The organism is Bradyrhizobium sp. UFLA05-153 (assembly GCF_054185185.1).
The window spans coordinates 22,721-46,821 of sequence record NZ_JBBIAM010000018.1 but is presented as its reverse complement, the minus strand read 5'-3'; the positions used below and the strand labels follow the sequence as shown (position 1 = coordinate 46,821).

Below are 24,101 nucleotides of genomic sequence, written 5' to 3'. Positions count from 1 at the left end.
CTCTACTCGTCCAGTATCCAGGTGTCCTTGGTGCCGCCGCCCTGGCTCGAATTCACGACCAGGGAGCCTTCCTTCAGCGCCACGCGGGTGAGCCCGCCCGGCACGATGGTGGTGCGCTTGCTGCCCGTCAGCACGAAGGGCCGCAAATCCACATGGCGCGGCGCGAGGCCGCTTGCGGTGCAGGTCGGGCAGGTCGACAGCGCCAGTGTCGGCTGCGCGATGAAACCTTCGGGCTCGCGCTTGAGCTTCTCGCGGAAGGCTTCGATGGTCGCTTTCGTCGCGGCGGGGCCGATCAGCATGCCGTAGCCGCCGGAGCCGTGCACCTCCTTGACGACGAGCTCGCTTAAGTTGTCGAGCACATAGGCGAGGTCCTTCGGCTCGCGGCAGCGCCAGGTCGGCACGTTCTTCAGGATCGGCTCCTCGCCGAGGTAGAATTTCACGATGTCCGGCATGTAGGAGTAGATCGCCTTGTCGTCGGCAATCCCGGTGCCGACGGCGTTGGCGAGCGTGATGTTGCCGGCCGCATAGGCCGACATCAGCCCAGGCACGCCGAGCACGGAGTCGGGGCGGAAGGTGAGTGGATCGAGGAAGTCGTCGTCGACGCGGCGATAGATCACGTCGACCCGCTTCAACCCCTCCGTCGTGCGCATGAACACTTCGTTGTTCTTGACGATGAGATCTCTGCCCTCGACGAGCTCGATGCCGAGCTTGTCGGCGAGGAAAGAGTGCTCGTAATAGGCGGAGTTGTAGACGCCGGGCGTGAGCAGGGCGACCGTCGGCTCGGCCGAGGCACTGAGCGGCGCGACGGAGCGCAAGGCGGCCAGCAGCTCATCCGGATAGCGCTCGACCGGCGCCACCCTGTGGCGGGCGAACAGGTCTGGAAACAGCCGCATCATGATCTCGCGGTTTTCCAGCATGTAGGACACGCCGGACGGCGTGCGCGCATTGTCCTCCAGCACGATGAAATCGTTGGCGTCGACCCGGACGATGTCGATGCCGGCGATGTGCACGTAGACGTCGTGCGGCACCTGCTGGCCGTTCATCTCGGGCCGGAACACCGGGTTGTGGAAGATCAGGTCGTCGGGCACGACCTCGGCGCGCAGGATATCGCGACCATGATAGATGTCGCGCAGGAACATGTTCAGCGCGCGAACGCGCTGCTTGAGGCCCTTCTCCAGGAGCGCCCATTCCTTGCCCGACATGATCCTGGGAATCACGTCGAACGGGATCAGCCGCTCCGTGGACTCGGAATCCCCATAGACCGCGAAGGTGATGCCGATCCGGCGGAACAGGAGCTCCGCTTCCTGGCGGCGATATTCGAGCGCCTCGGGAGGCGTCTCCTCGAGCCAGCGTGCCAGCTCCTGATAGGCGGGGCGCAGGTCCCCGCCGGGAATGTTCATTTCGTCAAACGCGACTGCCATAGATCCCGACTGTTCTCCCCAGGCGTTGCGCCACTGGTCAGGTCGTCTAGGTCTTGGTGAAGACCGCAACGTCCTGTGGCCATGCTTGCGAGAGTGCATGACTTACCCCGGTAGTAGCAAGGGCCGGGCCAGCGCGATAAGCATGGACTGTGGGCATTTGCCTGACATGGCCGGAAAGGTGCCTGAAAAAATGGCTGAGGACTGCTTATTTCGGCAGCAAAACCGCGTGACTTCAACGCGTTACCTCGGCAAAGTCGACGCTACAGGTGAGGGACAAGTTTATGAGCGAGATCGTCACGGCGGGCATTCTGGTCATTGGGGATGAGATCCTGTCCGGCCGGACCAAGGACAAGAATATCGGCTTCATCGCCGAATACCTGACCAATATCGGCATCGACCTGAAGGAGGTCCGGGTCGTCTCCGATGACGAGCCCGACATCATCGCGGCTTTGGATGCGCTGCGGCATCGCTACACCTATGTCTTCACTACCGGCGGCATCGGGCCGACCCATGACGACATCACCGCCGACAGCGTCGCAAAGGCCTTCGGCGTCGGTATCGATCATCACCCCGAGGTGGTCGCCCGCTTCCGCGAGCGCTGGAGCGAGCAGGATTTGAACGAAGCCCGCCTGCGCATGGCCCGCATCCCCGACGGCGCCGAGCTGATCCAGAGCGCGACCATTCTCGCCCCCGGCTTCAAGATCGGCAATGTCATCGTGATGGCCGGCGTGCCGTCGATCATGCAGGCGATGATGGATATCGTCTCGCCCAAGCTGAAATCCGGCGTGCGCATGCTCTCCGAATCGGTCCGTGCCAATGCGCGGGAGGGCGACATCGGCGGCCCCTTGCGTGCAATCGCCGGCGCCCATCCCGACACCATCATCGGCAGCTATCCCTTCATGGACGAGGAGCAGAAGCCGAACACCAATCTGGTGGTACGCTCGCGCGATCCGGAGAAGTTGGCAGCAGCAATGGCAGCGGTGAAGGAAATGCTGGCGGGATTGAGCATCACCCGCTAGCAGAAGACGATTGCGAGGAATGGAGACGACGATGGGTGAGGCACCGGAACTGAGTGCGCAGGAGCGGGCCGGCAAGGCCTTTCCGGTCTCGTGGGACCAGTTTCACCGGGACTGTCGGGCACTGACCTGGCGCCTCAACGAGGTCGGCCCGTTCCACGCGGTCATCGCGATTACCCGCGGCGGCCTGGTGCCGGCCGCGATCGTGGCGCGCGAGCTCGGTGTGCGCGTGATCGATACCGTCTGCATCGCCAGCTACGACCACGACAAGCAGGGTGATTTGCAGGTTCTCAAGGGCATTTCCGACGCGGCCATAAAGCTCGGCGGCGGCACCGGCAAGGGGCTTCTGATCGTCGACGACCTCGTCGACACCGGCAAGACCGGCAAGCTGGTCCGCGAAATGTTGCCGGAGGCGCATTTCGCCACCGTCTACGCCAAGCCCAAGGGCCGCCCGCTGGTCGACACCTTTATTACGGAAGTCTCGCAGGACACCTGGATCTTCTTCCCCTGGGACACAGCGCTGTCCTATCACCCGCCGCTCCGCGACGGTGCGGCGTAAGCCACGGGAGCCGATCACGATGGCCGGACGTGCGCGGTTGGCATGGTTCGGCGTCGTCGTCGCGTTCGCAGGGACACTGCTTGCGGCTGAGGCCCGATGCCAGGATCGCCAGGCCTCGGCTCTCGACCCTGCCGTGATCGAGGACATCGTGGTCGGCAGCCGCGTTCTCGCCGACCTCGGCGTGCTCGACGGCTTTGGCCATGTCAGCGCCCGTGATCCCAAAAATCCCGATCACTTCCTGATGTCGCGCTCGCTGGCGCCGGCGCTCGTCAGCGCCGACGACATCATGGAGTTCGATCTCGACGGCAATGCCGTGGATGCCAAGGGGCGTAGCGTCTTCCTGGAGCGCTTCATTCACAGCGAGATCTACAAGGCCCGTCCCGATGTGATGGCGGTCGTGCACACGCACTCGCCTGGCGTGATCCCGTTCACGATCAGCCAGGTTGCGCTGCGCCCGGTCTTCCACAACGCGGCGTTCCTCGCCGCGGGTGCGCCGGTCTGGGACATCCGCAAAGACTTCGGCGAGACCAACATGCTGGTCAGCAATTCGGCTATCGGCAAGGGACTGGCGCTCGCGCTCGCCGACAAGTCGGTGGTGCTGATGCGCGGCCATGGTGATGTCACCGTCGGCCCGTCCGTGAGAGTCGCGGTCTTCCGCGCCTACTACACCGACGTCAACGCGCGGCTGCAGTCGCAGGCGATCGCGCTTGGCGGCGAGGTGAACTATCTGACGACAGCGGAGGGCGCCAAGGCCGATGCGATCAATCTGCAGGTTCTCGACCGTGTCTGGAACCTGTGGAAAATGCGCGTCACCGCGGCGCCACCAAAATAGTGCCGCTGCAAAACCGCGTCATGCCGACGGGCGAAATCATCGCCGCCCCACATCGCGGCATGTTCACGGGCAACCGCGGCATCATCCATGATCCCGCGACGAAGACGCTGCTCAAAAAGCGCTGGTCGACGCCGGCCTGGTTGACCTGCACGTGCGAATTCCGCGGCCGTCGCCGCGAGGTGATGGCGACGCAGAGCTGGACCGAGCTGTTCTTCCTGGACGAGGCCACCGCGCTTGCTGCCGGACATCGTCCCTGTTTCTATTGCCGCCGCGACGATGCCAATCGCTTCCGGGCCGCATGGGAGAAAGGCAATCGCGTGCATGATGCGCGCATGCACGACATCGACACGGTGCTGCACCACGAGCGACTCGATCACGGTCAGAAACGACTGCATGCGCTGCTGATGCCGCTCGACCAGCTTCCGGTCGGCGCAATGGTGAGCCAAGGCGAGGAAAGCTTTCTGGTCACGCAGGGCAGGGTGCTGTTGTGGTCGCCGGCGGGCTATGTGGAAGCGAAGCGTGAGCTCGACGAAGCAATGCTGCTGACACCGCCGTCGACGCTGCGCGCACTGCACGCCGGTTACGAGGCTACACTGCATCCCAGCGCAAGGACCGTTCCCTCCCCCCTTGCGGGGGAGGGCTAGGGAGGGGGGTAGCCCCGGGTGAGGTCAGCGCTTGTGGCACCCCTTCCCCAACCCTTCCTCGCAAGGGGGAAGGGAACGCAGTGTGCTTGTGACTCTAGCGCAGCGGCCGTCCCTGTTCGTCCACTGTCATCCGCGCATCGCGCAGGGCCCATTCGCGGATCACCTGGCGGCAGCGGGCGAACTCCGCATCGCTTGCCGTGCCGGTATCCTTCGCGGCGCGCTCCACCATCGCCTTGCAATTGACGAGCACGGAACGATCCTCGGCGTGCGCCGGCAGCGCAAGCGCTGCCAGCAATCCGATGCTGCACGCAAGCCGCATCAACTCAGCCTCTCGCGCGCGAGCGCAGCGCCGGCGCCGAGCGCCATCAGCTTGGCTTCCGCGATCTCTCGCCGCATCGGCGCCATGCCGCAATTGGTCGTCGCGATGATGTTGCTCTTGGGCACGAATTTCGACACCGCGTCGATCACCTGAACGACGTCGTCCGCCGTCTCCACCGTGTCGCTGGCGACATCAATGACGCCGGCCTGAACGATCTTGCCCTTCAACAGCGCGAGCAGATCGAGCGGCACCTTGGAATTGCGGCATTCGATCGCAACCTGCTGGATCGAGCTCGCGTCGATCGCGGGGAAGATCTGCTCATACTGCCGCCATTGGCTCCCGAGCGTTTCCTTCCAGTCGGTATTGGCCTTGATGCCGTAGCCGTAGCAGATGTGCACGGCGGTCGTGCAGGTGAGGCCCTCGGCAGCGCGCTCCAGCGCCTTGATGCCCCAGTCGTTGACCTCGTCCATGTAGACGTTGAAGGCGGGCTCATCGAACTGGATGAGATCGACGCCGTCGGCCTGCAGTGCCTTGGCCTCCGCGTTCAGGAGGTCGGCGAACGCAAAGGCCATCTTGACCCGATCGCCGTAGTAGCGATCGGCAATCGTGTCGATGATGGTCATCGGGCCGGGCAGGGTGAATTTCAGCTTCTTCTTGGTGTGCGTCCGCGCCACGCGCGCCTCGAAGGCGTGGACGCGATCTTTGAGCTGCAACGGCGCGACCACCTGCGGCACCATCGCCTTGTAGCGATCCTTGCGGATTCCCATCTCGACCTTGTGCGCGAAGTCGATGCCCTCGATCTTCTCGAGAAAACCGTGCACGAAATGCTGCCGCGCCTGCTCGCCCTCGGTGACGATGTCGATGCCGGCGTCTTCCTGGATCTTCAGCCAGATCAGCGTCGCGTCGCGCTTGGCGCGCAGGAGCTCGTTCCCCTTCGACTTCCAGGGCGCCCAGAGCATGTTCGGCTCGGCGAGCCATTCCGGTTTCGGCAAGGAGCCGGCGATGGTGGTCGGAAACAGCATGGCGCCCTCCGTATCTGATATCATTGCGCACCTTCCTGCCATGTCTTAACGTCGAGGTACAGAACAACAAAAGTCGGCTCATATTCCGGCGGTCTCGACAGGGAACAAATGGAGACAAAGGAAACCCCATGATCGAGTTCTTCTTCGACTGCTCCAGCCCCTGGACGTATCTCGCCTTCCACAACATCCAGCCGCTGGCAAAGGAGCTCGGCGTCGAGATTTCCTGGCGGCCGATCCTGGTCGGCGGCATCTTCAACAGCGTCAATCCGAGCGTCTATGCGCAGCGTGAAATGCCGGTGCCGCTGAAGGCGCGCTACATGCTGAAGGACCTCGGCGACTGGGCGCGCTCGGCGGGCCTGTCGATCAAGATGCCGCCGACGGTTTTCCCGGTGGACAGCGTGAAGGCGATGCGCGGCTGCATCTGGCTCGGCAAAGACATGCTGCCGTTCGCGACCGCGGTGTTCGAGGCCTATTGGGGCGCGGACAAGGATATCTCGCAGGACGCGGTGCTCGCAGACATCTGCAGGACGGTCGGCGTCGACGCGCAACAACTCTTCGCCGGCATTTCCGAGCAGGCGATCAAGGATCAGCTCAAGGCCAACACGGAAGAGGTCGTCGCGCGCGCGGTGGCTTCGGCTCGCCGACGATCTTTCTCGACAAGACCGACATGTATTTCGGCAATGACCGGCTGCCTTTGATCCGCGAAGCGCTGCTTCGCCGCAAGGCGAGTGCGGCCTGATGGTGCGGGCTGTCGTTTGCCGCGAGCTCGGACCGCCCGAAAGCTTGCGGCTCGAAACATTCCCGTCGCGGCCGCTTGGGGAGGGCGAGGTGCGGGTTGCGATCCGCGCCGCCGGGCTCAATTTTCCGGATATTCTGATGGCGGCCGGCGAATATCAGCTCAAGCCCGAGCTGCCGTTCACGCCGGGTGTGGAAGCCGCAGGCGATGTGACCGAGGTCGATGCTGCGGCGCGCGGCATCGCCGTCGGCGACAAGGTCATCGTGAAGATGCGCTACGGCGCGTATGCCGACGAGGCCGCCGTGGCGAGCTCGCAATTGGTACCGATGCCGTCGACATTCGACTACGCGGAAGGCGCGACCTTCCTCGCCGGCCACGGCACCGCCTATCACGCGCTGATCGATCGCGGCGGACTCCAAGCTGGTGAGGTGTTGCTGGTGCACGGCGCCGGTGGCGGTGTTGGGCTTGCAGCGGTTGAAATGGGCAAGCTGCTGTGCGCCACCGTGATTGCCTGTGCCTCCTCGGAGGAAAAGCTTGAAATCGCGAAAGCAAAGGGTGCCGATCACCTGGTGCTCTATTCGCGTGAACCGTTTCGCGACGCCGTAAAACGTATCACGGACGGCAGAGGCGCCGACGTGGTTTTCGATCCTGTCGGCGGCGAAGTCTTCGAAAGCAGCCTACGCTGCATCGCCTGGGGCGCGCGCGTGCTGGTGATCGGCTTCACTGGCGGTATTGGACTTGCGCGCACCAATCTTCTGTTGATCAAGGGCGCGAGCGTGCTGGGGGTGCGTGCCGGCGAAGCCGTGCGAAGAAATCCGGCGCTCGGACAGGTCCGTTTGGCGGCGTTGTTGCAATGGGCCGAGGATGGGCTGCGCCCTAACGTCTCGCATCGCCTGCCGTTGGAGGACTATGCGAAGGCGATGCGATTGCTGATCGATCGCAAGGCGATCGGGCGCGTGGCGCTGGTAATGGATTGATGCTGCGTAGGGTGGGTTTAGCGAAGCTAAATATTTTTTGAGATACGCGGTGTGACGGCCTGATACGGTGTGGGACACGTAAACCCTTACGGTTACAGGCTTTCTGGCGTATCTCGCCTCTATCTTGCCGTCTCTCAGCGTACCCTACTGTATCGCCGTTTTTGTTAGCGCAAGCTGACACGCAACCCTGAGAGACTGCATCATGAAAGCGAAGCTCACCGACACGGGCATACGCTGCTGCTCGTCGCCGAACGTGACGGCGAAAATCCAGAGTTTGCGTTCGCGCCTGAAGGTGCGCCGCCAAGGCTGCGCTTTGGGGAGACCTACTTAATCCCGGATGCAGAAGGAAAGGAAATCCCGGCTCGACAAATCTACCCCCCGTGAAAAGTTGCTTGAGTGGATGAAAGACGCCGATGACATCGAGTATCTCAAGGCACTTTCACAAGCAGACCTTGCAATCCTGTATTGCGAGCGCCTTGGTTGGGGAGGGGCAAACAAAGCGTAGCATATCGAGAGAATTTCATTCTAGGATTAAATTCCGTAACTTACGGGGACTAAGGTGCGACCGCCGCCGCGTTCGGAACCCTCCGGGGGTTCTACTTTTCTGACCCCGCCCCGGCCCCTTTTAACGATGTCCGCTATGCCCTCAACAGCAGCAAAGCGGACGTCGCACGAGGTCGCAGATGGGCCAACACGTGACATTCGCCGAATTAAAGAGGCCGCCGCCTTACTTTCGGACTATGCGGCTTTGTTCGCGCAGGACCGCGTTGTATCGGTCGATCTGGCCCGCAAGTCTTGACCAGCTTTGAGCAATATTCCTCAGAATCATAGCCTCTTCGTCGCACTTCGACTTTTTGGTCATGCGAAGGCATTCCGCCGCCTTATCTTGGCAGTGCTTCGCGCTGTCCATTGCCATTTCTCGCGCCGGATTCGGCCTTTGGTTTAGTACCCGTGAGTTGCCAGCCATTTCCAGCAAATGTTGTACGGAGGCGGGGATATTCTCCCCTTCGTCTCTGCGCTGCTTCAACTCGGCAGCGATTTCGGTCGTGATATTGCGCGACCATCCGTCGGCGGTGTTGAAGGCGACGATGCGCACCGGATGACTGTACGCGCCGTCCAAGAGGTCGCGGATTAGCATCTCGCGATACGTACCCTCATCATCGTCGGTCTCGCCCCAGGCGCGGCCTACCCATGTCCCAAAGGCGTCCAGTAGTACAAGATACATGTCATGGTCCGCATCCTGCGGCATGATCGATGATGGTGAGCTCTGCGGCGACGCAGCTTCGAAGCGGGCTTTCTCCGCGTTCGGATTCTCTTCAAATGTATGGGGCTGTGAGCGTCGTCGCATGGCGCACTCTTTCCAAGGCTAGAGTGAGGCGGGAGCGCCTGACGGGCGATCTCATCACCAATACTGACAGGGGTCCGCGCGGTGATGGCACCTAACGCCTGTCCGGATTGCAGGTTGCTATTCGATCGAGAGCATTGATCAAGCCGCCTAGGTAGTCCCGAGAACGCTAAGCCATCGTGTGTTCTCGGTTAATTGAAAGTAATGTCCGTTGAGGGGCATAGGCCGTAATACCAAGGTCGAGCACAAGATTTCCGCTCCACCCTCGAAAGCGGACATGCCGTCAGTTCACTGCTCGCATCGACGGCACGTCGATCACCTCGTCGCGTGTGCGTCGTGGCGCGATCTCGTCGAGCTTCTTCTCTTGTGGACGTTCATCTGGTCTCTCCTTGGAACACTGAAGCTTCGCAACCTCAGCTTCCTCGGTTCAGACCAGATGGACAACCTCCTGAGAGACCAAAGCTAGTCTAACCCAGCCTACGATCACGAATCCGTCGGGAAACATCCGTTCTGCAGGAAGGCGATGGTCGCGGCGATCGCCTCGTCATTTCGCATCAGCCACGGATGCGACGCGTGTACAACGATATGGTCGGCCATGCCGTCGACCGTGGTGTTCGAGACCGAGACCCGCCCGTCATGGGGGCGCGGCAGCAAGGCGCCCGCCACCGGATAGATCGAGCGGTCGCCGGCGATAATGCCGAGGGGATAGCTGATTGGCGGCAGCAGCGCCGTGGTTGCGGCGTCGCGATAGGTGCCGAGTTGCTGTCCGGCCGGGCCGAAGAAGGCACGGTAGGGGAAAGAGCCCATCAGTCGGTCGGCGATCTCGCTGCCGCCGTTGGGCGTCCCCAGCATCACGACGCGCCCGAGGTTTTGCGTCCGGTGCCGCGCGAGATAGACGCGTGCCAGGAGGCCGCCCATGGAGTGGCAGACGAAATGCACGGAGCCGTTTACTGAGCCGGCAAATGATTCGATCGCGGGATGAATGTCATCCGCGAGCTCTTGAAGCGCCTTGCGACGGCTGGCGTAGTCGAGGTTGAGCGTTGCGTAGCCGGCGCGCTCGATCGCAATCTCCATCTTGCGAAACGAGCGCGCCGTCCTGCTGATTCCGTGCAGGAGGACGACGCCGTCTTGCGGCTTCGTCGGCTCCAGGCTCACTTGTACTCCCGCTCCGTCCACCACGGAAAATAGTCCGGCATGTCGCTCGACACCTTGTTCTTGAACTGCGCGGGGCGCTTCTCCAGGAACGACGTCACGCCTTCCTTGACATCGTCCGAGCGGCCGCGGGCATAGATGCCGCGGCTGTCGACTTTGTGCGCTTCCATCGGATCGTCGGCGCCCATCATGCGCCACATCATCTGGCGGATCAGCGCGATCGACACCGGCGCGGTCTTGGCTGCAATCTCCTTGGCGAGCGCGCGCGCGGTCGGCAGGAGGTCATCCGGCGGCAGCACCTTGCTCACCAGCCGCCCGGCGAGGGCTTCCTGCGCCGGGAAAACGCGGCCGGTGTAGCACCATTCCAGCGCCTGCGAGATGCCGACGAGGCGCGGCAGGAACCAGCTCGACGCTGCCTCCGGCACGATGCCGCGCTGGGAGAACACGAAGCCGAAGCGCGCCGCCTCCGAGGCAATGCGGATGTCCATCGCAAGCTGCATGGTGACGCCGATGCCGACCGCAGGCCCGTTCACCGCGGCGATCACGGGTTTCAGGCTCTTGAAGATGCGCAGCGTGACCTGGCCGCCGCCATCGCGCACCTGCGGATCGCTGTAATCGACCTGGCCGCTCGCAAGCCGCTTCACCGGTCCCCGCCGCGCGTCGCGGTCAAAGGTGTCGGCGCCGGAGGAGAGATCGGCGCCGGCACAGAAGGCGCGGCCTTCGCCGGTGACGATGATGGCGCGGATGTTGTCGTCCTTGTCGGCGGCGTCGAACGCCTCGATCAGCTCCGCCTGCATCTTGGCGTTGAAGGCGTTGAGCTTGTCCGGACGGTTCAGCGTGATGGTGAGGATCTCGTCGGCGACCTCGTATTTGATCGTCTCATACGCCATGGTGGTTTCCTTCCCTCGTTTCTTGTCTTGATACCTAGCACGTCATTCCGGGGCGATGCGAAGCATCGAACCCGGAATCTGGAGATGTGGCGCGAGATTCCGGGTTCGCGCTGGCGCGCGCCCCGGAATGACGGAAGGGTTATTTCTTCGGCGGCTTCGGCCAGGGCCGCTGCGCACCGCGCAGTCCCTCGAACGCCTTGGCCATGCCGAGCACGCCGATGTCGTCGAAGCGGCGGCCGACGATCTGCACGCCGATCGGAAAGCCCTTGGCGTCGAAGCCGCCATTGACTGAGATCGCCGGGTTCTCCGACATATTCCACGGCACGGTATAGCAGATGTGCTCGAACGGCTTCATCGGATCGTTGGTAGGCGAGGCGAGCTCCGCCGGGAAGTTGACGTTCGGCGCCGTCGGCGAGATCACGTAGTCGAGCTCGCAGAACAGCTTTGCCGCGGCGGCGCGGATCGCCATGGTCTGGTTGAAGCCGCGGATCACATCGACGCCGGAGAGCTTTGCGCCGGACTCGCCCCATTTGAAAATGTAGGGCAGCACTTTGGCCTGGTCTTCGGTCGAGAGTTTCGCGAGATCGTCCCACATCCGCGCGCGCCAGAAATTGTCGAGGCCATCGAGCATCTCGCGCGTCAAGATGCCGTCGACCTCGGTGACGACAGTGCCGGCGGACTCGAACGCCTTCGCGGCTTTCACCGCGACGTCACGCACCGGCTTCTCCAGCGGGAGGCCAACGCCGAGATCGAGCATCAGGCCGATGCGCAACTTGCGCGGCGACTTCTCCAGCGTCTTCCAGTTGATGGTGTCGGCCGGCAGGCTCATGCCGTCGCGCCGGTCGGGCTTTGCGATCACGCTCATCATCAGCGCGCAATCGTCGACCGTGCGGGTCATGGGACCTGCGACACGGCCGACATAGGTCGGATCGATCGGCACGCGGCCAAAGCTCGGTTTCAAGCCGACGAGGCCACACCAGCCGGCCGGCAGCCGCACCGAGCCGCCGATATCGGTGCCGAGATGCAGGGGCCCGTAACCGGCGGCCGCTGCGGCGCCGGCACCCGCGCTCGAGCCGCCGGGATTTTTCGAGAGGTCCCAAGGGTTGCGCGCCAGCGCATGGAAGCTGGAAAGACCCGACGACAGCATGCCGTAATCGGGCATGGTGGTCTTGGCGAAGATGATCGCGCCGGCTTCGCGTAGGCGCGCGGCCGGCGGCGCGTCCTTCGCCGCCGGCACGAGCTTCACGCTCGCCGCGCCCAGCGGCACGGACACGCCCTTGGTCGCGATGTTGTCCTTCACCGTGACCGGCACGCCATCGAGCGGACCGGACGGCTCGCCGCCGGACCAGCGCGCGGTCGAGGCCTTTGCGGCCTCGCGCACGCCGTCGGGATTGTAGGCGTAGAGCGCCTTGAGATGCGGCTCCCACGCCGCGACATGCGCGATCACGTCCTCCAGCACCTCGCTCGGCGAGAACTGCCTGGCCTTGTAGCCCGCGATCAGATCGACCGCGGACAGATCGTGCAGCGAGGTGACGTTCTCGTCGGCGCGCGGTTTATGCATGGCCACCGACCGGCATGCGGGATTCGACGATGCGGGCGAACATGCTGGCGCCGATCGGCAAAATCTTGTCGTCGAGCACGTAGCCGGGATTGTGCACGGGCACCGAGCCGTCATGCCCGACCCAGAAATAGGCGCCGGGAATGGTTTGCAGCATGTCGGCAAAATCCTCGCTGCCCATCTTCGGCTGGGTGCGGGTGATGACCTTGGCGGGATCGACGACGGTGCGCGCGACCTCTTCGACCACCTTGGACTGCTCGACCTGGTTCACCAGCACGCCAAAGGCGTCGCGGATGTCGGCCTCGATCTCGACCTGGAAGGCGCTGGCGACGCCGGCGCAGATCGTGCGCATGCGCTCGCGGATCAGGGCGCGCACTTCATCGGAGAAGGCGCGGACGGTGCCGCAGAGATGGGCTTCGCCGGGGATGACGTTGTAGGCGGAGCCGGCATGGATCTGGGTGATCGAGACGACGGCGGCCTGGAGCGGCTCGACGTTGCGGCTGACGATGGTCTGAATGGCCTGCGCCAGCGTGGTTGCGATCACCACGGCGTCCTTCGAGCGCTCCGGCATCGCGCCATGCGCGCCATAGCCGTTGATGCGGAGGTCGAAGAAGTCGGCGCCGGCCATTGCGGGTCCCGGCAGGATCGCGACCTCGCCGAGATTGAGGTCGGGCGCGTTGTGCAGGCCGTAGAGTTCGTCACAGGGAAACTTTTCGAACAGCCCGTCCTTGATCATGGCGCGCGCGCCGCCGAGGCCTTCCTCGGCCGGCTGGAAGATCAGATGCACCGTGCCGTCGAAATTCTTCGTCTCGGCGAGATAGCGCGCGGTGCCGAGCAGGATGGTGGTGTGGCCGTCATGGCCGCAGCCGTGGAAGCGGCCAGGAATGGTGGAGCGCCATTTCAGATTGGTGTTCTCCTCCATCGGCAGCGCGTCCATGTCGGCGCGCAGGCCGATGCGCTTTCCGCCCGAGCCCTTGCCCTTGATGACGCCGATCACGCCGGTGCCCCCCAAGCCGCGATGCACCTCGATGCCCCAGCTCTTCAGCTTGTCGGCGACGATGCCGGAGGTGCGGACCTCCTCGAAGCCGATCTCGGGATGGGCGTGCAGGTCGCGGCGGATGGCGGTGAGTTCGTCGGCATAGCCGTCGATGCGGTCGATGGTGGGCATCTTGTCCTTGATCCCTTAGCGTGATGGAGGAATGAAAACGGGGCCGTTCGGCTTGATGCGGATTCCCGGGCGCAGGCGTGTCCAGGGCAGCGAGGCGGTATCCGCCGGCATCGCGCCGGGCGCGGCGCAGATCAGCAGCTTTGCGGCGATCGGCTCGAAGTCGGCGCGGAAATGCACCGAGCTCTTGTTGACGAGGATCTGTTGCTCGGTCGGCTCGATGCCGACATAGCGGTACATCGCCTGATCCGCGAGCTGCGCCTTGTGCGAGCTCACGACCACGCGGACTTCGCCGATGCGAAGGCAGGCGGAGGGACCCATCTCCATCTCGCGGCCGCCGTAATAGGGGCCCGGCGCGATGAAGCGTCCGTCGGACAGCTTTTCGACGACGAACGTCTCCTGATAGGGCTCATCGCCGGGAATGCCGGACTTGCCGCCGAGCGACAGTGCCACGGTCGCGCCGACGCCGGCCGCATGCGCGGCCGTGGCGGAGACCGGATCATAGATCACGCCGGTCGCCGCGCTCGCTTTGTTGCGCACCAGTGCGCGCAGCATGCCCGTGGTGTCCGAATCGCCGCCGGCGCCGGGATTGTCCTGGGTGTCGGCGATGATGATCGGCTTGCTCGCGCACTTCGCAAGCTCCATCGCATGGCGCACGCCTTCGTCCGGCAAAAAGATCTTGCCGTCGAAATCGTCCTCATGGCTTTCGATCAGTTTGACGATTGCCTCCGCTGCGCGGTCGGCATCTCCTTGCGTCTTGCCGTAGGCGAACACGCTCGGCCCGCAGTCGCGGAAATCCGCGGCGGGGAAGCCGGGCGCAAAGGACAGCGTCGGCACCGCTTCGCTCTCGAGCGCGGCGAGCTTTTCGTAGATGCTCTTGGTGGGCTGGTCGTTGGTGCACTGCCAGCTGATCGGGATCAGGAACGGCAGCTGGCGGAACGCCTTGGCGAAGCGCTGCTTGGTCTTTAGGAGGAGCTCGAGGTGCCTGGCGCAGGCGCGGCCCGTGTCGGCCATGTCGACATGCGGATAGGTGCGGTAGGCGATCAGCGCATCAGCGTGCGCGACCATCTCCGGCGTGACATTGGCGTGCAGGTCGAGGCTGGTGACGAGAGGAACATGCGGACCGATGACGCGGCGCACGCGTGCGAGAATCTCGCCTTCGCCGTCGTCGAGATGCTCGGTGACCATCGCGCCGGGCAGGTCGAGATAGACCGCATCGAGCGGGCCGGCCGCTTTGATGCCGTCGATCATCACCTTCACGATCCGCTCGAAGGCATCCCTGGTGACATGCGCCGAGGGGCTCGCGCCGCAGGCGATGGTGGGAACGAGTTCCCAGCCAGTGGTCTCGGCCGCCTCGACGAAACCGGCGAGACCCACATTGATGCGGCGCATCACCTTGAGCACATCGGCGCCTTGCGTCATCGCCGGCCAGCCGCCGCCGTGCTGGAAGTCCGCGAACGTCGCCTTCGTCGGAGCGAAGGTGTTGGTCTCGTGCAGGAAGCCGCCGACGGCGATACGGGTCATTCAATTCTGGTCCAACGCAAATGATGCGCGACGTTACCCGCCTTTGCGGCAAGAGCAAGCAAGGCAGACAATCGCGCCGCGCATGGCCTCAAGCCGTTTTGGGAATGGTGCGGATGTCGCCGTGTTTGGAGAGCGCAGCCGAATGCCTCCGTCGTCATTCCGGGGCGCGCCCCCTTGGGCGCGGAATCCATACTCACGATGGTGGTTACGGATTCCGGGCTCATCGCTTCGCGATGCCCCGGAATGACGAAAGGAGTGTGCGGCCTACGCGCTCGCCGCCGCGCCTTCCACCGGCCGGAAATTGGCAAAATCCCAGCCGCGGCCCGGTGCCGCATCGAGCAGGGACTTGGTGTAGGCTTCCTTCGGGTGCGTCAGCACCTCCGCCGCCGGGCCCTGTTCGACGACGCGGCCGTGCTGCATCACGACGACCTCGTCGCAGATCTGCGCGGCGACGCGTAAGTCGTGGGTGATGAACAGGATGGCGATGCCGAGCCGCTTCTGGATCTCATCCAGAAGTTCCAGCACCTGTGCCTGCACGGAGACGTCGAGTGCGGAGACCGCTTCATCTGCAACCAGCACGTCGGGATCGAGCGCGAGCGCGCGCGCAATCGCGATGCGCTGGCGCTGGCCGCCCGAAAACTGGTGCGGATAGCGCGACACCGCATCGCCCGGCAGGCCGACTAGTTCCAGAAGCTCGCGTGCGCGCTTCAGCGCATCGGCGCGCGAGACGCCGTAGTTGATCGGGCCTTCCGCGATGCTTTCGCCGACGCTGACGCGCGGATTGAGGGAGCGGTAGGGATCCTGGAACACGATCTGGATCTTCTGGCGATGCGGCTGGAGCAGCCGCCGCGACAGGTCGGAGATTTCGCGGCCGGCGAGGCGCACGCCGCCGGAGGTCGGGTCGATCAGGCGGACGATGCAGCGCGCCACCGTCGACTTGCCCGAGCCGCTTTCGCCGACGATGCCGAGCGTGCGACCCTTGTGCAAGGTGAGGGTGACCTTGTCGGCGGCGACCACCTCGCGGCCTTTGCCGAAGAAGGTGCGCTCGCGATAGACTTTTCCGAGGTCGTTGGCCTCCAGCACCACCGGTTCCTTGGTCTCAGGCCGTGCCGCGCGCGGCACCAGGCTCGGCACCGAGGCGAGCAGGTTGCGGGTGTATTCCATGGTTGGATTGCGCAGCACGGCATCAAGCGTGCCGGTCTCGACCAGGCGGCCCTGCCGCATCACTGCGACGCGGTCGGCGATCTCGGCCACCACGCCCATGTCGTGGGTGATGAAAAGCACGGCGGTGCCGTGATCGCGCTGGAGGTCGCGGATCAAGGTGAGGATCTGTTTCTGCGTGGTGACGTCGAGCGCGGTGGTCGGCTCGTCTGCGATCAGCAGTTTCGGCTCCAGCACCAGCGCCATCGCGATCATGATGCGCTGGCGCTGGCCTCCGGAGAGGCGGTGCGGGTAGGAGGCGAAGATGCGCTCGACCTGCGGCAGCCGCACCTGCTCCATCATCTCGAGGATGCGCTTGCGCCGCGCCTTGGCGTCGAGATTGGTGTGGGCGCGCAGGACCTCGTCGATCTGGCGGCCGACGTGAACGACCGGGTTGAGCGCGGTCATCGGCTCCTGGAAGATCATCGCCATTTGCGTGGCGCGCAACTGTCGCAGGCGGCGGTCGGTCGCGGTGAGGAGTTCCTCGCCGACGAGCTTGACGCTGCCGCCGGTCGGCGTCAGCGAGCCCTTCTGCAACAGGCCCATCACGGTGAGCGAGGTCACCGATTTGCCCGAGCCACTCTCGCCGACGAGGCACAACGTCTCGCGCTCGCGGACCTGGATGGAGATGCCGTCGATGATTTTTGGGCCATTGGGCGTCCTGCCGATGGAGACGGTGAGGTTGTTGATGTCGAGGACGGTGTTGGTCATCAAATTACTCCGTCGTCATTGCGAGGAGCGAAGCGACGAAGCAATCCAGAATCCGCGGATGCAGTCTGGATTGCTTCGCTTCGCTCGCAATGACGGAACAAGGGGTAGGGCCGGCGGGACAATCACTTGCCCTCCCGCTGCTTCATGCGGGGGTCGAGCGCGTCGCGGGCGGCGTCGCCGATCAGGTTGATGCTGAGGATCGCGAGCGAGAGCAAGAGGCCCGGCCAGAAGATCAGCGAGGGCTTGATCTGGAAGAACTGGCGCCCCTCGGCCATGATGTTGCCCCAGGTCGGCGTCTCCGGCGAGATGCCGGCGCCGAGGAAGGAGAGGATGGCTTCGGTGAGGATCGCGGACGCGCAGACATAGGTGCCTTGCACGATCAGCGGCGCGATCGTATTCGGCATCAGGTGGCGCCACATGATCTTCGGCAGTGACGAGCCGACCGAGATTGCCGCCTCCACATAAGGCTCCTCGCGCGCCGACAGGACGACGGAACGCACCAGGCGTGCCACGCGCGGAATCTCGGGAATGGTGATCGCGACCAGCACGGTCCAGATGCTGGCGCCCGACAGCGAGACGACGGCGATCGCGAGCAGGATGCTCGGCATCGCCATCAAGCCGTCCATGACGCGCATCATGATCGAATCGACCAGCTTGAAGAAGCCGGCGACGAGGCCGATCGCCAGCCCAATGGCGATCGAGAGGATCGCCGAGCCGATCCCGATCAGCAGCGAGACGCGGCCGCCATAGATCACACGCGACAACAGATCGCGGCCGAAGGCGTCGGTGCCGAGCAGGAACTGCGCGGAGGAGGGCTTCAGCCGCTGCGAGGGCGCGAGCAGAACCGGATCATGCGGCGCGATCAGCGGCGCGAGGATCGAGATCAGCGCGATCAGCGCGAGGCAGATCGTCGCGGCCGCAATGATCGGCGTCGACGTGAGGAATCCGAACTTTGGCCGCAGCGGCGAGGTGATCGGGATGGATGATTGGGGAAGAGTATCGACCGACATGCTTGATCCTCAGTACCTGATCCGCGGATCAAGGAGCGTGTAGGCGACGTCGATCAGAAGATTGACGACGACGTAGATCAGTGACGTGAGCAGGATCATCGCCTGGATCACCGGATAGTCGCGCGCCAGCACCGCATCCACCGTGAGGCGGCCGATGCCGGGAATGTTGAACACGCTTTCGGTGACGACGACGCCTGAGATCAGAAGCGCAAAGCCGGTGCCGATCACGGTGATCACGGGAACGGCGGCATTGCGCAGCGCATGCCGCATCATGACCGCGACCTCGCTGATGCCCTTGGCGCGCGCGGTGCGCACATAGTCTTCGCCGAGTACGTCGAGCATTGCCGCCCGCGTCATGCGCGCGATCAGCGCGATATAGATGAAGGAGAGCGCGCAGGTCGGAAGGATGATGCGCTCGAAGAACGGTCCGAAACCGGCCGTGATGCTCTTGAAGCCCTGCACCGGCACCCAGCGCAGGTCGATCGCGAAGATCTCGATCAGGACGTAGCCGACCACGAACACCGGCACGGAGAAGCCGAGCACCGACAGGCCCATCACGAAGCGATCGATCCAGGTGCCGTGCTTCCACGCCGCGATCACGCCGAGCGGCACTGCGACGACGACGGCGAGAATGATGGTGGAGAGCGCGATCGAGATCGACGGCTCGACGCGCTGGCCGATCATCTTCAACACCGGCAGGTTCGAAATCAGCGACGTCCCGAGATCGCCGTGCAGGAGCTTGTTGATCCAGGTGATGAATTGCACGATCAGCGGCTCGTTGAGGCCGAGCGAGGCGCGGATGCGCTCGAGCCGCTCGGGCGTCGCGTTGTCGCCGGCGAGAATCGCGGCGGGATCGCCCGGGGTGAGCCGGAGCAGGAGGAAGACGAAGAGCGCGACCACGCCCATCACGGGAACGGCGGCGAGGATGCGGCGAACGAGATATCCGAGCAAGTTGGATCCGTCAGATTAGAGTCAACCGGCAGCACGCACCATCATGGCATGGTTCTGCCGTAAGCCCAAGAATTCAGCAATTCCCGTGCCATCCGGACCGCGCTTTTTGCGATGCAGCCAACGCGTTTTGCGAGACGCTTACACTGTCATTCCGGGGCGATGCGAAGCATCGAGCCCGGAATCTCGAGATTCCGGGTTCGCGTCCTCGACGCGCCCCGGAATGACACTGTTCAATTCATTCCAGCGTGGCCAATAGCCCAGCCATCAACCGCCCGCGCTCGGCGAGGCTATCGACCTCGATGTGCTCGTCGAGCGTGTGGGCATTGGCGCCGCGCACGCCCAGGCCGTCAAGGGTCGGAATCCCCATCGCTCCGGTGAAGTTGCCATCGGAGCCGCCACCGGCGCTGGCATGCGGCAGCTCCGCGCCGAGCTCGCGGGCAATCCCGCGCGCCTTCTCGTACAGCGCCATGGTCCCGGTATCGGGTTCCCAGACCGGCCGCGTGACGCCGCGCGTCACCTTGAAGCCGACATCATTGGTTGTGCCGGACAGCGCCAGCATCTTCTCGACGCCGCGGTCGAGGTCGGCCTGGCGCTTGGCCATGGAGAGCGCCTCGCCGGTGCAGGTGGTGGCGACGCAATTGACCCATTGTCCGCCATGCACGATGCCGACCGAGAAGGTGCAATCCTCCGTGGTCATCGCGTCGATCGCAAGGATCTGCCGCGCCATTTCCCGTATCGCGGAACGGCCCGAGGAGAGCGTGGCGCCGGCATGGCTTGGCCGCCCCGTCGCTTCGAGGTTGAAGCGCGCGATCGCGTAGCGCCCGGTGACGACGCCGTTGTCGGGCCGGCCGGGCTCGGGCACCAGCACATATTTGTTGCGCGCCGCCTCCGCCTCGATGATGTCGCGGGTCGACGGCGTGCCGACTTCTTCATCCGGCGTGAACAGCACCGTGATCGGCAGCGGCGTCGCGAACGAGGCGCGGGCCAGCTGCCTGATAGCCTCGAGCGAGAGGTAGTTGCCGCCCTTCATGTCGAAGATGCCGGGGCCGTAGCATTTGTTGCCCTCGCGCCGCCATCTCAGCTTCTCGATGGTGCCGACGGGATGCACGGTGTCCATGTGCCCGGCGATCAGGATGCCGGGCTCGCCTTGCTTTGGATGCGGAAAGCGCGCGCGTACGACGCCGCCAAAACCCTGCCGTCCAGCGATGCGCTCGATCGTCGCGCCCATGATCGCCATGTCGCGCGCGGCGAGGTCGAGCATGCGGTTTACGGCAACCGCGTCCCAGGTCGGGCTCTCGCATTCAACCCATGCGCGCAGGCCCTGCAGCATGGCCTCGGAATCAAAGGGGAGATTGGCTGGATTCATGGGCGGTCTCTTCAGGCTTCGCAACGCGTGGGGCGCGCATCGCTGCGCGTCGGGAAACGATCGGCGTGACGCGTTGTAGAACCAAACGCGCAAGGGCGGAGCCCGTGCGCGCGCCGGCATGGGCATGCAGCGAAAGCGGATTGACGCTTTCGATGCTCTCTGCAAGTCTCGAAAAGATAAAGGCATTGCATGAGGTTGGTTCGCCTAAGGAACGATCCGAATGCTCAACCAATAACCTGCCTTTGACCAGTTTCACGTCAGGAGAAACTTCGATGTTCCACTTCATGCGCCGGGGACGCCGCGCAATCGTCTCCAAACTTGCGCTGTCGGCTGTCGCGCTCACGGCACTGGCCCCGCCGGTGCTTGCCGCCGGCAAGACCATCACGGCGGTGATGCACTCCGACCTCAGGATCATCGATCCGATCTTCACCACCGCCTACATCACGCGCGACCATGGCTACATGGTTTACGACACGTTGATCGCGACCGATTCGAATTTCAAGATCCAGCCGCAGATGGCGGACTGGAAGATCTCCGACGACAAGCTCACCTATACCTTCACGCTGCGCGACGGCTTGAAGTGGCATGACGGCACGCCCGTGACCGCCGAAGACTGCGTCGCCTCGCTGCAACGCTGGGCCAAGGTCGACGGCATGGGCCAGAAGCTGATGGACTTCACAGCCAGCCTGGAGGCGACCGACGCCAAGACCATCACGCTGAAGCTCAAGGAACCGTACGGCCTCGTGCTCGACTCCATCGGCAAGCCGTCTTCGCGGGTCGCCTTCATGATGCCAAAGCGCCTCGCCGAGACACCAGCCGACAAGCAGATCCCCGAGCAGATCGGCTCGGGCCCCTTCAAATTCGTGCAGGCTGAATTTCAGCCGGGTGTGAAGGCGGTCTACGAGAAGAACAAGGACTATGTGCCGCGCAAGGAGCCGTCGAGCTGGACGGCCGGCGGCAAGGTGGTGAAGGTCGACCGCGTCGAGTGGGTCACGATGCCGGACTCGCAGACTGCGGTGAACGCGCTGCAATCGGGCGACATCGACTTCATGGAAAACATTCCGTGGGACATGCTGCCGGTGCTCGAGGCCAACAGCGATTTGAAGATCGAGGTGCTGAACAAGTTCGGCTACCAGACGCTCGGCCGCATGAACTTTCTCTATCCGCCCTTCGACAATCCGAAGGTGCGGCGCGCAGCGCTGCTGGCGATGAGCCAGAAGGACGTGCTGGACGCGCTGGTCGGCAATCCCAAATACTACAAGGTGTGCGGCGCCTTCTTCATCTGCGACACGCCGTTCGCAACCGACGTCGGCTCCGAGACGCTGGTCAAGGGCGGTGGCCTGGCGGAAGCCAAGAAGGCGCTCGCCGAATCCGGCTATGACGGCACGCCTGTCGTGATCATGGCGCCCGGCGACGTGATCACGCTGAAGGCGCAGCCGATCGTGGCGGCGCAGCAGCTCCGCGAGGCCGGCTTCAAGGTCGACCTCCAGGCGACCGACTGGCAGACCGTGGTGAGCCGCCGCGCCAGCCAGAAGCCGCCGAAGGAGGGCGGCTGGAACATGTTCTTCACCAACTGGGTGTCTGCCGACGTCTCCAACCCGATCGCCAATCTCTCGATCGGCGGCCTGGGCAAGAAGGGCTGGTTCGGCTGGGCGGAAGACGCCAAGATCGAGCAACTCAAGGACGCTTTCGTGCGCGCCCCCTCGCTCGACGAGCAGAAGAAGATCGCCACTGAGATCCAGAAGGAAGCCTACGATCAGGTGATTTACGTCCCGCTCGGGCAGTATCTGGCGCCGAGCTCCTGGCGCAAGTCGCTCACCGGCGTGCTCGATGGCCCGGCGACGCCAGTGTGGTGGAACGTGGACAAGTCCGAATAGGCGGCAGGCCGCCTGACGATTTGACGATGATGGCCGGGTACTTTGTACCCGGCCATTTTCGTCGTGATCCGCGTATTGGGCCAGGCAACCGCCTTTAACTTTTCCAGTCTTCGATTGTTGCCATTTGTTTCGAGGGCTGAAATAGATGGCGCCGCTCTTCCGCCTCTTTTCCCCTCCGTCGATTTGAATGACGTGCCGATAGATTTTGCATTCCAGGCGATGGCCGAACGCTCGGACCACGCGCCTGCGCGCTGGCGCCGTCCCTTCCTGCGCTGGCTCGATGGTGTGGAGACCGGCTGGGCCGTGCCGCTGCTGCTCACCGCCTTCACCGCAGTCTGGACGCTCTATCTCGTGATCGCCTATCTCGGCGCCGGCCTGCATCCAGACACGCTCGAGGCCTGGACGCTGGGTCGGCATTTTGCCTGGGGTTATCCAAAACATCCGCCGCTGATGGGGTGGGTGGCGGCCGCCTGGACCGCGATCTTCGCGTTGAGCGACTGGTCGATGCAGTTGATGGCGATGGCCAACGCCGCGCTGGCGCTGTGGTTCGTCGACCTGATTTCGCGCCGCTTCGTGAGCCGGCACAAGCGGCTTCTGGTGCTGCTGTTATTGATGCTGACGCCGGCCTACCAATTTCACGCCCAGCGCTTCAACGCCAATAGCGTGCTGCTGGCGACCTGGCCGCTCGCGACCTTCTGCTTCCTGCGCGCCTTCGAGACGCGTGCGGTGCGGTGGGCCATTGCAGCGGGTCTTGCGACGGCGCTGGCGATGGTCGGGAAATACTATTCGGTCTTCCTGGTCGCGAGCTTCGTGCTCGCCGCGGCGATGCATCCGGCGTGCCGCGCTTATTTCATGTCGGCCTCGCCCTGGATCTCTTCCGTCACGGGGCTTCTGGCTCTGTCGCCGCATCTCCACTGGCTCGCGACTACGGGGGCCCCGACCTTCTCCTACGCCCTGACGCATGCCAATGCCGACCTCGTCACGGCAATCGGCGAGGTGAAGTCATTTGCGCTCGGCCTCGTTGCGGCGATGAGCGCGGCAGCAGTCACCTGGGTAATGATTGCAGGTCACCGGCTGAAACGCCTGCCGGCGGACTTTGTCGCGATGGATTCAGGATTGAAGCTGCTGTTCTACGTCGCGCTCGGTACGTTGCTCCTGCCGATGTTGACCTCGCTCGCCGTGGGCACAGACCTGCCGTCGCTATGGGCGTTGCAGGGCCTGTTCCTGTTCGTCGTGCTGATCGTGTGCGGCACGCGCTATCCGATCGAGCGCTTCTATGCCGTCAATGCCACGGTGCTGGTTGCCGGCGTCAGCCTCGTCGCGCTCGTGGTCGTGGGGCCCATCCATGCCGCCTACCGCAACGCGCACGGCTACGAAGAGGGCAGGGAGTTTTATCACGAGGCGGCCGCCGAGCTCACGCGGCAGTGGCGCGATCTCACCGGCGTGCCACTCTCGGCCGTCAGCGGCGACGATGCGCTGGCCTTTGCCACCGCCTTCTACAGCCCCGATCATCCGCATTATTCGCGGCCGTTCGCCTACCAATATACGTGGGGCTTGCCGCGCAAGAGCACGCTCGAGCGCGGCTGGGCGGCGCTGTGCTTCCACGACCAGCCCGATTGCCTCGGCTGGATGGAGCAGACCTCGGCACGTGCCGGCGATTTCGTCAGGCGTGAATTCAGTCTTCAGGCGGCGCTGCTCGGCCGGGGCGGCGTCTCGCGCAAGCTCGTCGTGCTACTCGTGCCGCCGCATGATGACGGGCACAATCCGCCCGCCAGCAACGCAGATGATTTCAGCGCGAGCAGGCGCGCGCCGCGAGAGTAAGCTCC

At 64.1% G+C, this 24,101-nt stretch carries 21 protein-coding genes and 1 pseudogene; 8 read left to right on the top strand and 14 right to left on the bottom strand.

Translation table 11 applies throughout. The features are described from left to right. Window positions 1-2: 2 nt before the first annotated feature. Window positions 3-1,421 carry a circularly permuted type 2 ATP-grasp protein gene (locus tag Q2941_RS13375; protein WP_027526408.1) on the bottom strand — a complete coding sequence of 473 codons (1,419 nt, stop codon included), beginning with the start codon at window positions 1,419-1,421 and terminating at the stop codon, window positions 3-5. Window positions 1,422-1,702: 281 nt separating this feature from the next. Between Q2941_RS13375 and Q2941_RS13370 the strand changes: the two genes are divergently transcribed. From Q2941_RS13370 to Q2941_RS13355, 4 genes are read left to right on the top strand one after another with little or no spacing between them, the layout of a single operon-like run. Continuing rightward, entirely contained in the window at window positions 1,703-2,440 is a 738-nt protein-coding gene (locus Q2941_RS13370; protein WP_458192764.1) for a competence/damage-inducible protein A, read from the top strand. A gap of 31 nt (window positions 2,441-2,471) precedes the next feature. After that, a complete protein-coding gene (gpt, locus tag Q2941_RS13365) occupies window positions 2,472-2,996 on the top strand; it encodes a xanthine phosphoribosyltransferase (protein WP_458192763.1) in 525 nt (174 codons plus the stop codon). Window positions 2,997-3,015: 19 nt separating this feature from the next. Next, window positions 3,016-3,828 carry a class II aldolase/adducin family protein gene (locus tag Q2941_RS13360; RefSeq protein WP_458192762.1) on the top strand — a complete coding sequence of 271 codons (813 nt, stop codon included), beginning with the start codon at window positions 3,016-3,018 and terminating at the stop codon, window positions 3,826-3,828. After that, complete coding sequence (locus Q2941_RS13355) at window positions 3,828-4,472, top strand: hypothetical protein (RefSeq protein WP_458192761.1); 645 nt, start codon at window positions 3,828-3,830, stop codon at window positions 4,470-4,472. Before Q2941_RS13360 ends, Q2941_RS13355 begins: the two co-directional genes overlap by 1 nt. 94 nt (window positions 4,473-4,566) lie before the next feature. Here Q2941_RS13355 and Q2941_RS13350 read toward each other — a convergent pair whose 3' ends face one another. Together Q2941_RS13350 and Q2941_RS13345 are read right to left on the bottom strand one after the other, a co-directional pair. Beyond that, entirely contained in the window at window positions 4,567-4,767 is a 201-nt protein-coding gene (locus Q2941_RS13350) for a hypothetical protein (protein ID WP_245288176.1), read from the bottom strand. A 23-nt stretch (window positions 4,768-4,790) separates the two neighbouring features. Next, entirely contained in the window at window positions 4,791-5,813 is a 1,023-nt protein-coding gene (locus Q2941_RS13345; protein WP_458192796.1) for a methionine synthase, read from the bottom strand. A 128-nt stretch (window positions 5,814-5,941) separates the two neighbouring features. Between Q2941_RS13345 and Q2941_RS13340 the strand changes: the two are divergent. Then, window positions 5,942-6,552 (top strand): annotated as a pseudogene (locus Q2941_RS13340) (DsbA family protein). Next, entirely contained in the window at window positions 6,552-7,526 is a 975-nt protein-coding gene (locus tag Q2941_RS13335) for an NADPH:quinone oxidoreductase family protein (RefSeq protein ID WP_254111751.1), read from the top strand. The pseudogene Q2941_RS13340 and the gene Q2941_RS13335 overlap by 1 nt, the downstream one beginning before the upstream one ends. A gap of 727 nt (window positions 7,527-8,253) precedes the next feature. On the opposite strand, the gene Q2941_RS13330 is transcribed toward Q2941_RS13335, so the two are convergent. From Q2941_RS13330 to Q2941_RS13280, 11 genes are all read right to left on the bottom strand, one after another. Further along, window positions 8,254-8,874, bottom strand: a complete 621-nt coding sequence (locus Q2941_RS13330) for a hypothetical protein (protein WP_198031877.1) — start codon at window positions 8,872-8,874, stop codon at window positions 8,254-8,256. A 480-nt stretch (window positions 8,875-9,354) separates the two neighbouring features. Then, entirely contained in the window at window positions 9,355-10,026 is a 672-nt protein-coding gene (locus Q2941_RS13325; protein WP_027526417.1) for an alpha/beta fold hydrolase, read from the bottom strand. Further along, a complete protein-coding gene (locus Q2941_RS13320) occupies window positions 10,023-10,913 on the bottom strand; it encodes a crotonase/enoyl-CoA hydratase family protein (RefSeq protein ID WP_027526418.1) in 891 nt (296 codons plus the stop codon). The genes Q2941_RS13325 and Q2941_RS13320 overlap by 4 nt, the downstream gene beginning before the upstream one ends. A gap of 139 nt (window positions 10,914-11,052) precedes the next feature. Beyond that, window positions 11,053-12,474, bottom strand: a complete 1,422-nt coding sequence (locus Q2941_RS13315) for an amidase (protein ID WP_458192760.1) — start codon at window positions 12,472-12,474, stop codon at window positions 11,053-11,055. Continuing rightward, on the bottom strand, window positions 12,467-13,639 hold the full coding sequence (locus tag Q2941_RS13310; protein WP_458192759.1) for a M20 aminoacylase family protein: 1,173 nt from the start codon (window positions 13,637-13,639) through the stop codon (window positions 12,467-12,469). Before Q2941_RS13310 ends, Q2941_RS13315 begins: the two co-directional genes overlap by 8 nt. 15 nt (window positions 13,640-13,654) lie before the next feature. Beyond that, window positions 13,655-15,160 (bottom strand): M81 family metallopeptidase, encoded by a 1,506-nt coding sequence (locus Q2941_RS13305; RefSeq protein WP_458192758.1) that lies wholly within the window; start codon window positions 15,158-15,160, stop codon window positions 13,655-13,657. A gap of 264 nt (window positions 15,161-15,424) precedes the next feature. Further along, the gene (locus tag Q2941_RS13300) at window positions 15,425-17,071 is read right to left on the bottom strand and encodes an ABC transporter ATP-binding protein (RefSeq protein WP_458192757.1); all 1,647 of its coding nucleotides are present in this window, start codon (window positions 17,069-17,071) and stop codon (window positions 15,425-15,427) included. Between the two features lie 122 nt (window positions 17,072-17,193). Continuing rightward, a complete protein-coding gene (locus tag Q2941_RS13295; protein ID WP_027526423.1) occupies window positions 17,194-18,081 on the bottom strand; it encodes an ABC transporter permease in 888 nt (295 codons plus the stop codon). A gap of 9 nt (window positions 18,082-18,090) precedes the next feature. Continuing rightward, a complete protein-coding gene (locus Q2941_RS13290) occupies window positions 18,091-19,032 on the bottom strand; it encodes an ABC transporter permease (protein ID WP_027526424.1) in 942 nt (313 codons plus the stop codon). 235 nt (window positions 19,033-19,267) lie between these two features. Further along, window positions 19,268-20,398, bottom strand: a complete 1,131-nt coding sequence (locus tag Q2941_RS13285; protein WP_254111757.1) for a M20/M25/M40 family metallo-hydrolase — start codon at window positions 20,396-20,398, stop codon at window positions 19,268-19,270. Next, entirely contained in the window at window positions 20,373-20,684 is a 312-nt protein-coding gene (locus tag Q2941_RS13280) for a hypothetical protein (RefSeq protein ID WP_254111758.1), read from the bottom strand. The genes Q2941_RS13285 and Q2941_RS13280 overlap by 26 nt, the downstream gene beginning before the upstream one ends. Between Q2941_RS13280 and Q2941_RS13275 the strand changes: the two genes are divergently transcribed. Both Q2941_RS13275 and Q2941_RS13270 read left to right on the top strand, forming a co-directional pair. Next, window positions 20,671-22,275 (top strand): ABC transporter substrate-binding protein, encoded by a 1,605-nt coding sequence (locus Q2941_RS13275; protein ID WP_254111759.1) that lies wholly within the window; start codon window positions 20,671-20,673, stop codon window positions 22,273-22,275. The genes Q2941_RS13280 and Q2941_RS13275 overlap by 14 nt on opposite strands. A gap of 219 nt (window positions 22,276-22,494) precedes the next feature. Continuing rightward, window positions 22,495-24,096, top strand: coding sequence for a glycosyltransferase family 39 protein (locus Q2941_RS13270; RefSeq protein ID WP_254111760.1), 1,602 nt, complete (start codon window positions 22,495-22,497; stop codon window positions 24,094-24,096). The last annotated feature ends 5 nt before the right edge of the window (window positions 24,097-24,101 follow it).

Excerpts from the sequence above, each read along its gene's own strand:
- Q2941_RS13295 (WP_027526423.1), bottom strand. The coding sequence starts at position 18,081 with ATGTCGGTCGATACTCTTCCCCAATCATCCATCCCGATCACCTCGCCG.
- gpt (WP_458192763.1), top strand. The coding sequence starts at position 2,472 with ATGGGTGAGGCACCGGAACTGAGTGCGCAGGAGCGGGCCGGCAAGGCC.
- Q2941_RS13305 (WP_458192758.1), bottom strand. The coding sequence starts at position 15,160 with ATGACCCGTATCGCCGTCGGCGGCTTCCTGCACGAGACCAACACCTTC.
- Q2941_RS13310 (WP_458192759.1), bottom strand. The coding sequence starts at position 13,639 with ATGCCCACCATCGACCGCATCGACGGCTATGCCGACGAACTCACCGCC.
- Q2941_RS13335 (WP_254111751.1), top strand. The coding sequence starts at position 6,552 with ATGGTGCGGGCTGTCGTTTGCCGCGAGCTCGGACCGCCCGAAAGCTTG.
- Q2941_RS13320 (WP_027526418.1), bottom strand. The coding sequence starts at position 10,913 with ATGGCGTATGAGACGATCAAATACGAGGTCGCCGACGAGATCCTCACC.
- Q2941_RS13360 (WP_458192762.1), top strand. The coding sequence starts at position 3,016 with ATGGCCGGACGTGCGCGGTTGGCATGGTTCGGCGTCGTCGTCGCGTTC.
- Q2941_RS13330 (WP_198031877.1), bottom strand. The coding sequence starts at position 8,874 with ATGCGACGACGCTCACAGCCCCATACATTTGAAGAGAATCCGAACGCG.
- Q2941_RS13275 (WP_254111759.1), top strand. The coding sequence starts at position 20,671 with ATGTTCCACTTCATGCGCCGGGGACGCCGCGCAATCGTCTCCAAACTT.
- Q2941_RS13375 (WP_027526408.1), bottom strand. The coding sequence starts at position 1,421 with ATGGCAGTCGCGTTTGACGAAATGAACATTCCCGGCGGGGACCTGCGC.
- Q2941_RS13315 (WP_458192760.1), bottom strand. The coding sequence starts at position 12,474 with ATGCATAAACCGCGCGCCGACGAGAACGTCACCTCGCTGCACGATCTG.
- Q2941_RS13300 (WP_458192757.1), bottom strand. The coding sequence starts at position 17,071 with ATGACCAACACCGTCCTCGACATCAACAACCTCACCGTCTCCATCGGC.
- Q2941_RS13285 (WP_254111757.1), bottom strand. The coding sequence starts at position 20,398 with ATGAATCCAGCCAATCTCCCCTTTGATTCCGAGGCCATGCTGCAGGGC.
- Q2941_RS13345 (WP_458192796.1), bottom strand. The coding sequence starts at position 5,813 with ATGCTGTTTCCGACCACCATCGCCGGCTCCTTGCCGAAACCGGAATGG.
- Q2941_RS13270 (WP_254111760.1), top strand. The coding sequence starts at position 22,495 with ATGGCCGAACGCTCGGACCACGCGCCTGCGCGCTGGCGCCGTCCCTTC.
- Q2941_RS13370 (WP_458192764.1), top strand. The coding sequence starts at position 1,703 with ATGAGCGAGATCGTCACGGCGGGCATTCTGGTCATTGGGGATGAGATC.
- Q2941_RS13280 (WP_254111758.1), bottom strand. The coding sequence starts at position 20,684 with ATGAAGTGGAACATCGAAGTTTCTCCTGACGTGAAACTGGTCAAAGGC.